The following is a 13,072-nucleotide window of genomic DNA, read 5'->3' on the forward strand; positions in this document are numbered from 1 at the left end:
ATGGCCCTGGTACGAGCGCTGAACAAAATGACGAAAGCAGGTATGCCTGAAAGCGTGCGTATTGCCTGAAAACACAACCCGCTACGGGGGAGACTTACCCGAAATCTGATTTATTCAACAAAGCCCTATTTTTATGTAAAACATAATCGTTGGTTCTGATGGGAGCAGGGAAATCAACAGCCCTCACGCGCGCAAAAAAAAGCCAACCCCGTAATCTCCAGGGGTTGGCCCTATCTTAAAGCTGCGACAATCTCACCATGTTAAAACACTCACGCATGTCCAGCATAGATTCGTTAGAAACGATATGTGCCTTCAATCGATATACAGATGCTCAACTGGCGTGTAGCTATGCCTGGATCTAACGTGAAATAAGATAATTTTACGCAAGCCGTATTCACGGCCAGGATTGTCCTGCCTGCTGCCTGAGTATTCCTTCTCTTACCCCAACACTGCCCGCCCCCCAAGACGGGAACTGGTATCCATCTGGTACCCATCTCTTTGGCCTACTGCCTAATCTGCAGATATTTTACCGAACCGTAATGCCTTTACTTGCGTATTTTGCGTAGGGATCCGCCTTGCTTTAGAGATTATCACCTTATATTTCAATTGCTTATATTTAACCTTAAAAAGCAACTCTCTTATTCTCCTGTTAAGCACCCATCTTCACACTCTGTAAATTCTAAAGAAATCCCCCATCGCGCCGATCATCATCCGTGTGTATTATTTCCTGTAGCTTTTACAACAACTAACCTTAACTCAAATACTTAAGCGCCAAAGCGAAAGGCATCATGAGCACACCGATCAAACGGCTAGAAATCATTAAAAATGCCATTGAGCTGGAAGATGACGACATCATCCAGAGCCAGCTGACACGCCTGAAAAATGAAGCGTTTGACGATGAGCTACAGGCAATCGTCGTGGCGCTTGAGGGAAAAAACTACACCGAGGCTATGGCGGCCATTACCGCCTGGCTGCAGGGCCAGCGCGCCGTGACCCAGTGGCGCGATCCGCAGGTGGCGGCCAGCAAGCTCGAGCTGAAGGCGCTGGAAGAGCGCCTGCGCGATCTGATTGACCGCCGCAACGCGCGGGTGCAGCAGCTTGATGAGTTCAACGATCTCTATTTCTCCCGCCTCGGGCCGCTGATGCAGCAGATCCTCGCCCTGCGTAAAACGCTGGCCGAGCTTAACCTGCGTCGTCAGCAGGCGGAAGCGCGTCGTCGCGAGGAAGATTATCGTCGCTGCCAGCACTATATGGCGCAGGCGGTAGAGGTGCTGGCGACGCTTACCCAGCGCTGGCGCGATCTCCCGGCCGACTCCGTGCAGGCAGCCGAGGCGCGTAAACATCTGGAGCAGCAAAGTAATCTCATCGCCAACCTGCTGGCCGAAGCGCTGGAGCTGGAGAGCGGCTTAACGCGTGAAGAAGAGCCTGCGCGTCAGGCTCGCGACGAGGCCAACGAAGAGTACGAGAAGTATCGCGAACAGCATCACGATGCCGAAGTGCGGCTGCGTAAAGGAAAGCATCTTTCGGAAGAAGATCAGAACGAACTCAAGCGTCTCTGGCGGCAGGCGAGCAAGCTCTGCCACCCGGATCTGGTGGCAGACGATCTGAAAGAAGAAGCCAACAACATGATGGTACAGCTTAACCAGGCGAAGCAGCGCGGGGATGTGAAAGCCATTCGTTCGCTGGTGGCCCGCCTGCAGCAGGGCTTCGAGCCATTGATGGCAAGCGACAGGCTGAACGATCTGGAACGTATCCGCAAAAAAATGGCGCAGGTCCGCGAGCAGATCGACATTTTAGTAAATGAGCTGGCGGAGCTGGAGAAAGAGGAGTCCTGGCTTCTGGTCTCGTCGCTGAGCAATATGGAAGCGTACTTCGCTCAGCAGGAGAAAGCGCTGCACGAGGTCCGCGCCTCGCTCGAACATCAGGTGAGCGAAGCGCAGCTGGATTCCGCCGCGTGACTATTTGGCGTGCCAGTATGCGCTGGCACGCACCAGCTGTGGGTCAATGCCGTCGGTTTCAAACTGACGGCTCAGGCTTTTCACCACCTTTCCTTCCCCGGTCAGCCAGATAAAGTAATCGTCCCCCGGAACGGTCAGCGCAGCCAGATGATCTGCGACTGCCTGCTCGCTGTGGCCCACCACCCAGGTGATGTTGAACTCGCTCAGGTGCGCCAGATAGTCCTTATAGGATTCATCCCCAACCGTCACGACCGCGTGAACGTCCGGGCGAACCGGCAGTTGCGCAATGCTCTCTAAGCGTCGACGCAGCGCGGGCATACCGGACTCATCGCACACGTACAGCTGCCAGGCGTAATCCTCCGGCACCACCAGCGAGCCGCGCGGGCCGCCGATGGTCAGCTTGTCTCCCGCTTTCGCCTCAATCGCCCAGCTGCTGGCAATGCCGCCGTCATGAATGAAGAAATCGAGAACCAGCTCATGATTTGCCTCGTCGTAGAGCGGCGTATAGTCGCGCGCCTGCGGACGCACGCCGTCGCCCCAGTCGATGCCTTCTTCGGTAACCACTGGCGGCACGAACGTCGCCCCGGGTGCCGGGAAAAAGACTTTGGTATGGTCGTCGAAACCGCGGGAGCTAAAGCCCTCCAGCGCCTCGCCGCCTAAAACAATGCGCTGGAAACCCGCGCTGGCGCGCTCAACGCGGAGTACCGTCAGCTCGCGAAAACGCAGGTCATTACGAACGCGCTGTGGGTAACGGGTAGTTGCCATTTTTAGCCCCTTCTCTGGTGAATACGATATATCTAAATCAATTTTCAAATGATAATGATTACTAATAAGTAAAAATGCAAGATCTTTTAGATTGCATCTGAATATATCTTAGATACACTTTAGATATATCAAAATGAAGGACATACTATGCGACACGAACATGAGGGCGGCGGGCGGCGGCCGCGCTTTTTCGGCCACGGCGATCTGCGGCTGGTGATTCTGGATATCCTGACCCGCAACGCGAGCCACGGCTACGAGCTGATCAAAGAGATTGAGAACCTGACCCAAGGGAATTACACCCCGAGCCCAGGGGTCATCTATCCAACCCTGGATTATCTTCAGGATCAGACGTTTATCACCATTACGGAAGAAGAGAACGGTCGTAAGAAGATTGCGATTACCGCTGAAGGACAACGCTGGCTGGACGAAAACCGGGAACAGCTGGAACAGATCCAGGTGCGTATCAAAGCGCGTTCTGTCGGTTTTCAGCTACGCAAAAACCCGCAGATGAAGCGGGCGCTGGATAACTTCAAAGCGGTGTTAGACCTGAAGGTGAATCAGGGAGAGCTCAGCGACGCGCAGCTCAAGCAGATTATCGGCGTGATTGACCGCGCGGCGCTGGAGATCTCCCAGCTGGATTAAGCCGGAGCGTGCTCGCTCACGCGGAAGACGCGTACCAGCTCTTTCAGGTGCATCGCCTGTTCGTTAAGCGATGCCGCCGCCGCGACGGACTCCTCCACCAGCGCGGAGTTCTGCTGGGTGGTGGCATCAATCAGGCCAATCGCGCTGTTAATCTGCGAGATACCTTCCGTCTGCTCGTGGCTGGCCTGGCGGATTTCCCTCAGAATCACGTCCATCTCTTCCACGTTGCCGACCATCCCGTTGATCAACGCACTCGCTTTTTCAACCAGGTTCATCCCGTCCTGGGTCTGGCTGGTAGAGCTCTCAATCAGCTCGCGGATTTCGCTGGCAGACGACGCGCTCTTCTGGGCAAGCTGACGCACTTCACCGGCCACCACCGCAAAACCGCGACCGTGCTCACCGGCGCGCGCCGCTTCCACCGCCGCGTTGAGCGCCAGAATGTTGGTCTGGAAAGCAATGGCGTCGATCAGGTCGATAATGTCGGACATCCGGTTGGACGTCTCGTTAATCAGGCGCATTTTGCTGGTCACCTGCTTCATCATCTCACCGTTGTTTTTGACCACCGTGGCGGCATCAGCCGAGAGGTTGGTCGCTTCCCCGGTATGCGAGGCGGTATTTTTCACCGTCGCGGTAATCTGCTCCATCGAGGCGGCGGTCTGTTCAACGGAACTTGCCTGCTCTTCCGTGCGCGCAGCCAGATCCTGATTCCCGGCGACAATCTGCGCGGCTGCGCTGGAGATATTCTCCGAGCCGGTTTGCACCTGCTGCACGATGTCCAGCAGTCGCGTTTTCATCTCCATTAGCGCGTGCAGCAGCAGACCCGTTTCGTCTTTGCCGTGCGGCGTGATGCTGCCGGTCAGGTCGCCCTCTGAAATCGCTTTAGCAAAATGCACCGCCTCGCCGAGCGGGCGGGTGATAGCACGCACGATGAACCAGCCAATCAGGCTGCCGACCGCGACGCTAAAGAGGGTGATCAGTATCAGCAGCAGGCGGTTAGACCGGAAATCCCCTTCCACCTGCGCGCCAGCGCTCTGCATCTCGCTGTTTTGAATGGTAATCAGCTCCTTCACCTTCGCTTTATAAGCCTGCTGCACGGCGAGGGTGGTGGTCATCATCTCCTGAATGGCGCCCGCACGATTGTTGTTCTGCACCGCCTGCAAAATGCGGTAGCGCGAGTCCAGATACTGCTGACGCACGCTGCGGATCTCCGCCAGCACCTGCTGAGACTTTTGATCCTGCAACGCGGTGTTCAGCTCTCCCAGGATCACCGTGATATGCTCGCTGATCTCTTTCAGGCGCTGCTGAGATTGCCCAGTGTAGGTGCCCTGCTCGTCCAGCAGCATCAGCTGTTGAGTGCTAATAAATTCCTGGAAGTTATCAATTAACTGGTTCGCTTTTACCGTGGTCGGATAATCACTGGTAATAATGGATTGCATCCCGTTATTAGCCCGGTTCAGACTCAGCAGAGACAGGCTCGCGCTGATCGCCATCAGGACAATAAAGAACCCAAACGCCAGAAATAATTTCGTGCCGATCTTTACGTCATGTAAGAACATATTTTCTCCATCGATGTGATTATTTCTCAGACGATCGCTGTTATCGGTAACGATTTCGCTAACTTTATGAGTTTGATCGTTTTTTTATTTCATAACCCACACAATGGATAGGTAGAGGCTATTAATATTGCCCCATTGATCGTTACCAGACCACCAGAGAGGCATTTTTCAAAATAGCCTTCTGGATAATTGACTTAGGCAGGGATAAATAACTGAGGTACTTTCTTTAGTTATTTAATATTAGATTAACAATAAAATACATTAATAGTCACAAGCAGAAAATAAAAAGCCGTTTATTCCTTACGAAATAAACGGCTTTTTTTGGAACATTACTGGCTCAATGAAGCACAGTCACCGCATCCTTGAGACGTCCGGCGCGATGCTTCACCATCGCAGAAATGTGTGCGCTCTCCTCGACCAGGTCGGCGTTTTTCTGCGTAATGCTGTCGAGTTCAGCCACCGCGCGGGTCAGCTCAGAGAGTCCGGTTGCCTGCTCGGAGGTCGCGTGGCTGATCTGGGCGATAAGCTGCGTCACGTTTTTCACCTGTACCACAATATCATCCATCGTACGGCCTGCGGCATGCACCTGCTCAGAGCCGGACTGCACCTTGCTGGCGCTGGCATCAATGAGTTTACGAATATCATTCGCGGCACTGGCGCTGCGGCTGGCGAGATGGCGGACTTCGCCCGCGACCACGGCAAAACCTTTGCCCTGCTCGCCTGCCCTAGCCGCTTCAACCGCCGCGTTCAGCGCCAGAATATTGGTCTGGAAAGCGATGTCGTTAATCAGGGAGGTAATTGAGCCAATTCGCTGCGTGCTGTCGGCAATATCATCCATCGTTTTAACGACGGTCTGCATCGCATTGCCTCCTTTTGTCGCCGCGCTGCTCGCGGCCACGGAGAGTTTGTCCACCTCGGCGGCGGTTTCGGAGTTACTCTGAACGGATGCGGCCATCTGATTCATTGTCGCGACGGTCTGCTGCACGTTCGCTACGGTCTGACGCGTCCGATCGTTCAGATCTTCATTTCCCTGCGCCAGCCTGTCGCTGCCGTCACGGACGCTAACCACCTGGCTCGACACGTCATTAATCAACCAGCGGCACATCAGGCCAAGCTGCCCTACCGCGCGCAGCGTCAGCCCCAGCTCGTCGCTGCGGTTCAGATGCTGCACGCTGTTGCGCTCACCGGTTGCGACCTTCAGCGCCTGTCGAGCCACATTCTCTACCGGGCGGACAATCTGTTGCTCAAAGAGCAGCGTCCCCAGCAGCATCACCACCGCAGCAGCAACGAGCGGCATCCACCCGGCGGAGGTCACCGCCAGGGTGGAGGCGAGTAGGGCAAAGAGCACCGCCATCACGCTGCGCACGCGCCAGCGCAGCGGCATGGCTGGCAGTTTGCCCAGCCAGCCTTTTCCAACCACCAGCCCCTTGTGCACACGTTTCTTACAGCTCCCGTCGTTGAGCGCCCGGTAGAGCGGTTCCACGGTGGCAATCTCTTCCGCCGTGGCTTTGGTGCGAATGGACATATAGCCCGTGACCTGCCCGTGGCGCACCATCGGCACTGCGTTAGCACGCACCCAGTAGTGATCGCCGTTTTTGCGCCGGTTTTTGACAATCCCACTCCACGGTTCGCCCTGCTGCAGCGTGTACCACATATCGGCAAACGCGGCTTTTGGCATGTCGGGGTGGCGTACCAGATTGTGCGGCTGGCCCGTCAGCTCATCAAGCTGGTAGCCGCTCACCTGCACAAAAGTGTCGTTGGCGTGCGTGATGTAGCTGTGGACGTCTGTGGTAGACATTAAGGTGGTGTCATCGTCCAGTGAATATTCATTCTGGGTGACATAGGTTGGAGAGGACATCGTGGGCATCCCTTGCAGGTTATTTGAATGTTAATTTTGTGGGTCAATGTTTTTTCGGCGGTAAACAATTTATCTTTAGTTGTTAAACTTGATGAAGATCGCAGATTTCACTTAAACCATACTTTTTGTACGATTTTATAATTCATTGATTTCAAATACTTTCGCAAAGAAATTACCTATAAAGCATGACCAGTTAACGCCCACTTAAGTTGCACCGAATGCACTTCTTTAGTGCAGTTGCGCTTTTTCGCCCCCAATTATCTTTATCTGTCCTGTACCGCTAAATCCCGTTTCGGTTGCTTCGGCATGATTAAATATTGTGCAACATTATTTTAACCTGGCGTTTATCCCGATTTTCGTTAAGGCATCTGAAGTGGCGTAATCCCTGCAATACTTAAACCAGTATCATGTGATACGCGATCCCCGGGAGCACATTTTGAACAGGTTACCTTCCAGCGCCTCGGCTCTTGCCTGTACCGCGCACGCACTGAATCTCATTGAGAAGCGAACGCTTGATCATGAGGAGATGAAACAACTTAACCGAGAGGTCATCGATTACTTTAAAGAACACGTCAATCCAGGGTTTCTGGAGTATCGCAAATCTGTTACCGCCGGCGGGGATTACGGAGCCGTAGAGTGGCAAGCGGGGAGTCTTAACACGCTTGTCGACACCCAGGGACAGGAGTTTATCGATTGCCTTGGTGGTTTTGGTATCTTCAACGTGGGGCACCGTAATCCAGTTGTGGTTTCCGCCGTACAGAATCAACTTGCGAAACAACCTCTCCATAGCCAGGAACTGCTCGACCCGCTTCGCGCCATGCTCGCGAAAACGCTGGCGGCCTTAACGCCCGGCAAACTGAAATACAGCTTCTTTAGCAACAGCGGCACGGAATCGGTCGAAGCGGCGATAAAGCTCGCCAAAGCGTACCAGTCGCCGCGCGGGAAATTCACCTTTATCGCTACCAGCGGCGCGTTCCACGGTAAATCCCTGGGCGCACTGTCCGCTACCGCCAAATCCACCTTCCGCAAACCGTTTATGCCGCTGCTGCCGGGCTTCCGCCACGTGCCGTTCGGCGACATTAACGCCATGCGCACCGTGCTCAGTGAATGCCGTAAAACCGGCGATGACGTGGCGGCGGTGATCCTGGAGCCGATTCAGGGTGAAGGCGGCGTGATCCTCCCTCCTCAGGGCTATCTGCCTGCCGTGCGTCAGCTGTGCGATGAGTTTGGCGCTTTGCTGATCCTCGACGAAGTTCAGACCGGGATGGGGCGCACCGGCAAGATGTTTGCCTGCGAGCACGAGAACGTGCAGCCGGACATACTGTGCCTGGCGAAGGCGCTTGGCGGCGGCGTGATGCCGATTGGCGCGACGGTTGCTACTGAAGAGGTGTTCTCGGTGCTGTTCGACAACCCGTTCCTGCATACCACCACCTTTGGCGGTAACCCGCTGGCCTGCGCGGCGGCTCTTGCGACCATCAACGTGCTGCTGGAACAAAACCTTCCCGCGCAGGCGGAGCAGAAAGGCGACATGCTGCTGGACGGCTTCCGCCAGCTGGGCCGGGAATACCCTGACCTTGTACAGGAGGCGCGCGGCAAAGGGATGCTGATGGCGATTGAGTTCGTTGATAACGAAATCGGCTACAGCTTCGCGAGCGAGATGTTCAGGCAGCGTGTGCTGGTGGCCGGGACGCTCAACAACTCGAAGACTATCCGCATTGAACCGCCGCTTACGCTGACGATTGAGCAGTGCGAGCAGGTGCTGAAAGCGGCGCGTAAAGCGCTGGCAGCGCTGCGGGTGAGCGTGGAAGAGGCGTAAAAAATCACCGGGCCTATAGGCGTTTGTAGGCCCGGTTTTTTAGCGGTGAAATTCCGCCACCGTCATGGTGAAGCGAAGCACGGTATCGCCCTCATTGGCGTAGCAGTGCGCCGCTTCCGTTTTCGCCACAGCCGATGCGCCAGCGTTAACCTGGGTCACCGTCTCATCCACCGTCAGCGTTAAAACGCCTTCGTTCACGTGCAGCAGCTCAAAGGTTCCCGCCGGGTGCCCCGGAGAGGTAAAACGCTCCCCCGGCTGCATCTCCCATTGCCATAACTCAATCATATCCGGGCCTGCCGTTCCCGCCAGCAGTCTGGCGCGTCCACCCTGTGCGCCCTGCCACAGCACCGGAATAGTCTCTTCTTCGATAACATGCACCAGCGGCTCGCTGGAGACGTTAACGATATCCGCCACTGAGATACCGAGCGCGGCAGCCAGTTTGCATAAGATGGCGATACTGGGGTTGGCTGCGCCCTTTTCGATCTCTACCAGCATGCCTTTGCTGACGCTTGCGCGGCGGGACAGCTCGTCAAGAGACAGCTTTTTCTCTTTGCGCCAGTTGCGTATGCGGTTCGCGACGGCCAGGCTTACCTGGGCAACATCGGCCCCGTGCGCAGTCATTATATTGACTTTATCAGTCATTGGTCACTACCATGGTATAAAACAGTCAATACAGGATTATTTATGTCTCTCGTTACGCCGTCAATAGACTCACGTCTTGCCGGGATTGCCCCAGGCTTTCGGGCGCTGAGCATTCTGGTTGAAGCTGCGCCAATTACCCATCCGGAGGTGGCGGCTGCCGCGCTGGCGCAGGCCTGCCAGCAGATGCTTAATGATGATGTGCCCTGGGCTGATGCACACCTTTCAGGCTGGGATGAAGTGTTTAAAGCCTTCGGCGCGAAACCGAAACGCACGCCCTGCTCGGCATCCGCCCTGCGTAAGCGGGTCCTGAAAGATGGCTCGCTGCCGCCGCTGGATTCGGTGGTGGATATCTATAACGCGGTGAGTATTCGCTACGCCATTCCGGTCGGCGGAGAAAATGTCGCGGCTTATTCGGGCACGCCGCGTCTGACGCTTGCCGACGGCAGCGAGCCATTTGATACCTTCAAAGAGGGACAACCGGTGGTGGAACATCCGGAACCGGGCGAGGTTATCTGGCGCGACGATACTGGCGTTACCTGCCGCCGCTGGAACTGGCGCCAGGGGATACGGACGCGCCTCGATAGCCAGGCGCAATCCATGTGGTTTATTCTTGAAAGCCTGCCGTCGATGCCGCTTGCGGCGCTGGATGAGGCGGGAGATGAGCTGGCCAACAACCTGCAGCGGCTGATGCCGGGGGCCACGGCTCAGGTTCAGATGCTGACGCTGTAAGAGGACAACACGATGTTTTACGGGTTAAGCGCTTTTCCGTTAACGCCCCTGAAAGAGGGGACGTTTGACGAGCAATCCTTCATCAATCTTCTGCGCCCCGTGGTCGACGCTGGCGTGGATTCTCTGGGCATTCTCGGCTCAACGGGAAGCTATGCCTATCTGACCGTAGAAGAGCGTGGTCGGATCGCACGCTGCGCGGTGGCGCATGCTGATGATATTCCGGTCATCGTCAGCATTGGCGCACTCCGGCTGGACGATATACTGCGTCTGGCTGACGACGCGCAGGCGGCAGGTGTCTCCGGCGTGCTGATGGCCCCCGTGTCCTACCAGCGATTAACGGAAGACGAAGTGTTTAATCTCTATGAAACGGTGACCCGCCAGCTCTCCATACCGTTGTGCATTTACGATAATCCGGCCACCACCGGGTTTGCGTTTAGCGATGAATTGTTATTTGCCGTCGCGGGCCTGCCGAATGTAGGATCCATTAAGCTTGGTCGCGTGCCGGAAGACCTGTCGCAGGTACGCGACCGTCTTCCTGAGACAGTCACGCTGGGCATCGCCGGCGACTGGCGAGCGGCCTCTGCCCTGCAGGCCGGGTTTGACGTCTGGTACTCGGTGCTCGGCGGATTGTTCCCGCAAACAGCGCTGGCGATTGCCCGTTCGAAAGAGACTGCCCAATCCGAGCGGTTAGAGCCACTGTGGGAATTGTTCCGTCGCTATGGCAGCTTACGGGTTATCGCGGCGGCGGCAGAGATGATGGGAAAAGTGGCTGCACCCGCGTTGCCGTTCCCGTTGCAGACGGTTCAGGGTGAGCCACGTGAAGCGCTCGCGAGATTACTTGCCCATCTGGAGCTGGTTTGAAAAATGCCGGGTGGCGCTGCGCTTACCCGGCCTACAACACTTTTATAACGCCTGTTACTCCGGCAACAGCCCAACAAAGCTGCGCTTTTTACGCGGCTCAGACATCAGCTCCTCAAGCTTCTCCACGCACGCCAGATAGTGCGGGGTTTGCTTGTGAGCCAGCACCGCCTCTTCGTCTTTATAGGCTTCGTAGATAAAGAACCGGGTTTTTACCCTCGGGTCCTGCAATACGTCAAAACGCAGGTTCCCCGGCTCCAGGATTGCGCCCTCGTGGTTGGCGCGAAACACTTCCAGAAACTCGTCTACCCGCTCGGGCTTAATGTTAATCTCCACCAGCGTCACGTTCATTTTGCTTCTCCCTGTTTCTCTTCCTGCCAGAACTGGAACGCATCACGGGCATTCCAGTTATCGTGCACCACTTTTTTCACCGCCTTGAGCATGGCGAGCGGCGCGCTGGACTGGAAGATGTTGCGCCCCATGTCCACGCCGGATGCCCCCTGGTCGATCGCGCGCCAGCACATCTCCAGCGCCTCGTGCTCCGGCAGCTTTTTGCCCCCGGCGATGACGATCGGCACCGGGCAGCTGGCGGTCACTTTTTCAAAGCCCTCGTCCACGTAGTAGGTTTTAACGAACTGCGCCCCCATTTCGGCGGCGATGCGGCTTGCCAGCGAGAAATACCGAGCGTCACGCGCCATCTCTTTCCCCACGCCCGTTACCGCCAGCGTCGGCATGCCGTAGCGCGCCCCTGCATCGACAAGCTTGATGATGTTGTTGATCGACTGATGCTCAAACTCGCTTCCGATGTACACCTGCGCCGCCACCGCGCAGACGTTCAGGCGCAACGCGTCTTCCATCGCCACCGCCACGCACTCGTTGGAGAGTTCGCCCAGAATCGAGTTACCGCCGGAGGCGCGCAGAACCACCGGTTTGTTCGTCGCGGCGGGTACCTGGCTCCTGAGGATGCCGCGGGTGCACATCAGCACGTCGGTTTCACCAAACAGCGGCGCGATGGAGAGATCGATACGCTCAAGGCCAGTGGTTGGCCCCTGAAAATAGCCGTGGTCAAAGGCCAGCATCACCGTGCGGTTGCTGTTTGGGTTAAAGATGCGCGCCAGGCGGGACTGCATGCCCCAGTCCAGCGAGCCGCAGCCCTTCAGGGTGAACGGCACGTTGACCTGCGGCGTGCCGATGCCAAAATCCTTACCGTCTTTGATGTCGTCTAAATCAGCCATTTGCTCCCCCGTCAGAAATCGTATTTGCTGATGTTCTCTTTGGTGAACACCACCCGCTCCGGCAGCAGCACGATGCCGTTGCCCTTCGCCTCATACTGGTAGCCCTGCACGCTGTTCGGCTCGACCTTCAGCGCCCCGATGTTTTTTACGTCCACGCTGTCGCCGACGTTAAGATCGCCTTTTTTAAGCAAACGATCGGCGACATTGACCGCAATTTTGCCCTGTTGCACCACGTCCCACAGGCCGAAGGCCTTCACCGTGCCGCGCTCAACGTACGGGCGCATCACGTTCGGCGTGCTAAACCCGACAATCGCCACCCCTTCCCGCTTCAGGTTTTCCGCCGCCTGCGCCGCCGCCGGCAGCGCGTTGGCGTCCGGGGCGATAATCGCATCCAGATCCGGGTAGGCTTTTAAGATCCCTTCGGCGGTTTGCAACGATTTGGTGGCGTCGTTATAGCCAAACTGGGTCGTTACGATCTGCCACTGGGGATGATCTTTCTCGATTTTGGCCTTCGCCTCTTTCACCCACTGGTTCTGGTCGGTGACGGTGGGGCTTGAGTAGAAGAACGCCACTTTGGCATTCGGTTTGGTGACCTGCTTGCCCGCCATCTCCACCAGCAGGCCGCCGAGTTGCTCCGGCGTTCCCTGGTTGATGTAGATGCTGCGGCACTCCGGCTTGGTGTCGGAATCCCAGGTTAGAACCTTGACGCCGCGCTGCATCGCGCGCTTAAGCGCCGGACACAGCCCGTCCGGCGACACGGCGGAGACAATAATGGCGTTATAGCCCTGGTTGACGAAGTTATTGATGAGCTGCACCTGGCCGGAAACGCTCGGCTCGGTCGGGCCGTCGTAGGTCACATCCACGCCAAGATCTTTCCCCGCCTCTTTCGCGCCGTTGCCGCCGCTGGTGAAGAAGCCCACGCCCACCAGCTTCGGGATAAAGGCAATGCGGTCCGCCGCCTGCGCCGAAGCGAAGCTGAGGGCCATTGCCAGGACGAGCAGTTTTGTTTTCAT

12 protein-coding genes are annotated in these 13,072 nt (G+C 56.5%); 5 read left to right on the forward strand and 7 right to left on the reverse strand.

Features of this window, described 5'->3' with window-relative positions; all coding sequences use genetic code 11:
* Nucleotides 1-788: 788 nt before the first annotated feature.
* A complete protein-coding gene (locus tag ACWYRJ_RS14370) occupies nucleotides 789-1,958 on the forward strand; it encodes a coiled-coil domain-containing protein (protein ID WP_248175004.1) in 1,170 nt (389 codons plus the stop codon).
* Here the strand turns inward: ACWYRJ_RS14370 and ACWYRJ_RS14375 are convergent, their stop codons facing one another.
* Entirely contained in the window at nucleotides 1,959-2,723 is a 765-nt protein-coding gene (locus ACWYRJ_RS14375; RefSeq protein WP_111964917.1) for a siderophore-interacting protein, read from the reverse strand.
* A gap of 147 nt (nucleotides 2,724-2,870) precedes the next feature.
* Here ACWYRJ_RS14375 and ACWYRJ_RS14380 point away from each other — a divergent pair, with 147 nt between their 5' ends.
* On the forward strand, nucleotides 2,871-3,365 hold the full coding sequence (locus tag ACWYRJ_RS14380; protein ID WP_111964918.1) for a PadR family transcriptional regulator: 495 nt from the start codon (nucleotides 2,871-2,873) through the stop codon (nucleotides 3,363-3,365).
* Here the strand turns inward: ACWYRJ_RS14380 and ACWYRJ_RS14385 are convergent.
* A complete protein-coding gene (locus ACWYRJ_RS14385; protein WP_111964919.1) occupies nucleotides 3,362-4,921 on the reverse strand; it encodes a methyl-accepting chemotaxis protein in 1,560 nt (519 codons plus the stop codon). The two genes, ACWYRJ_RS14380 and ACWYRJ_RS14385, sit on opposite strands and share 4 nt — an antisense overlap.
* A 337-nt stretch (nucleotides 4,922-5,258) precedes the next feature.
* Entirely contained in the window at nucleotides 5,259-6,779 is a 1,521-nt protein-coding gene (locus ACWYRJ_RS14390) for a methyl-accepting chemotaxis protein (RefSeq protein WP_455508141.1), read from the reverse strand.
* Between the two features lie 436 nt (nucleotides 6,780-7,215).
* Here ACWYRJ_RS14390 and ygjG point away from each other — a divergent pair, with 436 nt between their 5' ends.
* Nucleotides 7,216-8,595 carry a putrescine aminotransferase gene (ygjG, locus tag ACWYRJ_RS14395; protein ID WP_042715413.1) on the forward strand — a complete coding sequence of 460 codons (1,380 nt, stop codon included), beginning with the start codon at nucleotides 7,216-7,218 and terminating at the stop codon, nucleotides 8,593-8,595.
* Nucleotides 8,596-8,634: 39 nt separating this feature from the next.
* Here the strand turns inward: ygjG and ACWYRJ_RS14400 are convergent, their stop codons facing one another.
* Nucleotides 8,635-9,237 (reverse strand): helix-turn-helix domain-containing protein, encoded by a 603-nt coding sequence (locus ACWYRJ_RS14400; protein ID WP_455508142.1) that lies wholly within the window; start codon nucleotides 9,235-9,237, stop codon nucleotides 8,635-8,637.
* A gap of 42 nt (nucleotides 9,238-9,279) precedes the next feature.
* Here ACWYRJ_RS14400 and ACWYRJ_RS14405 point away from each other — a divergent pair, with 42 nt between their 5' ends.
* Both ACWYRJ_RS14405 and ACWYRJ_RS14410 read left to right on the forward strand, forming a co-directional pair.
* Entirely contained in the window at nucleotides 9,280-9,966 is a 687-nt protein-coding gene (locus ACWYRJ_RS14405; protein WP_455508143.1) for a B3/B4 domain-containing protein, read from the forward strand.
* 12 nt (nucleotides 9,967-9,978) lie between these two features.
* Nucleotides 9,979-10,827 carry a dihydrodipicolinate synthase family protein gene (locus tag ACWYRJ_RS14410; RefSeq protein ID WP_455508144.1) on the forward strand — a complete coding sequence of 283 codons (849 nt, stop codon included), beginning with the start codon at nucleotides 9,979-9,981 and terminating at the stop codon, nucleotides 10,825-10,827.
* A 54-nt stretch (nucleotides 10,828-10,881) separates the two neighbouring features.
* Here ACWYRJ_RS14410 and lsrG read toward each other — a convergent pair whose 3' ends face one another.
* From lsrG to lsrB, 3 genes are read right to left on the reverse strand one after another with little or no spacing between them, the layout of a single operon-like run.
* The gene (gene lsrG / locus ACWYRJ_RS14415; protein ID WP_455508145.1) at nucleotides 10,882-11,175 is read right to left on the reverse strand and encodes a (4S)-4-hydroxy-5-phosphonooxypentane-2,3-dione isomerase; all 294 of its coding nucleotides are present in this window, start codon (nucleotides 11,173-11,175) and stop codon (nucleotides 10,882-10,884) included.
* Nucleotides 11,172-12,059 carry a 3-hydroxy-5-phosphonooxypentane-2,4-dione thiolase gene (gene lsrF, locus ACWYRJ_RS14420; protein WP_455508146.1) on the reverse strand — a complete coding sequence of 296 codons (888 nt, stop codon included), beginning with the start codon at nucleotides 12,057-12,059 and terminating at the stop codon, nucleotides 11,172-11,174. The genes lsrG and lsrF overlap by 4 nt, the downstream gene beginning before the upstream one ends.
* An 11-nt stretch (nucleotides 12,060-12,070) precedes the next feature.
* A complete protein-coding gene (lsrB, locus tag ACWYRJ_RS14425; protein WP_111964926.1) occupies nucleotides 12,071-13,072 on the reverse strand; it encodes an autoinducer 2 ABC transporter substrate-binding protein LsrB in 1,002 nt (333 codons plus the stop codon).

Source organism: Enterobacter sp., assembly GCF_977039595.1.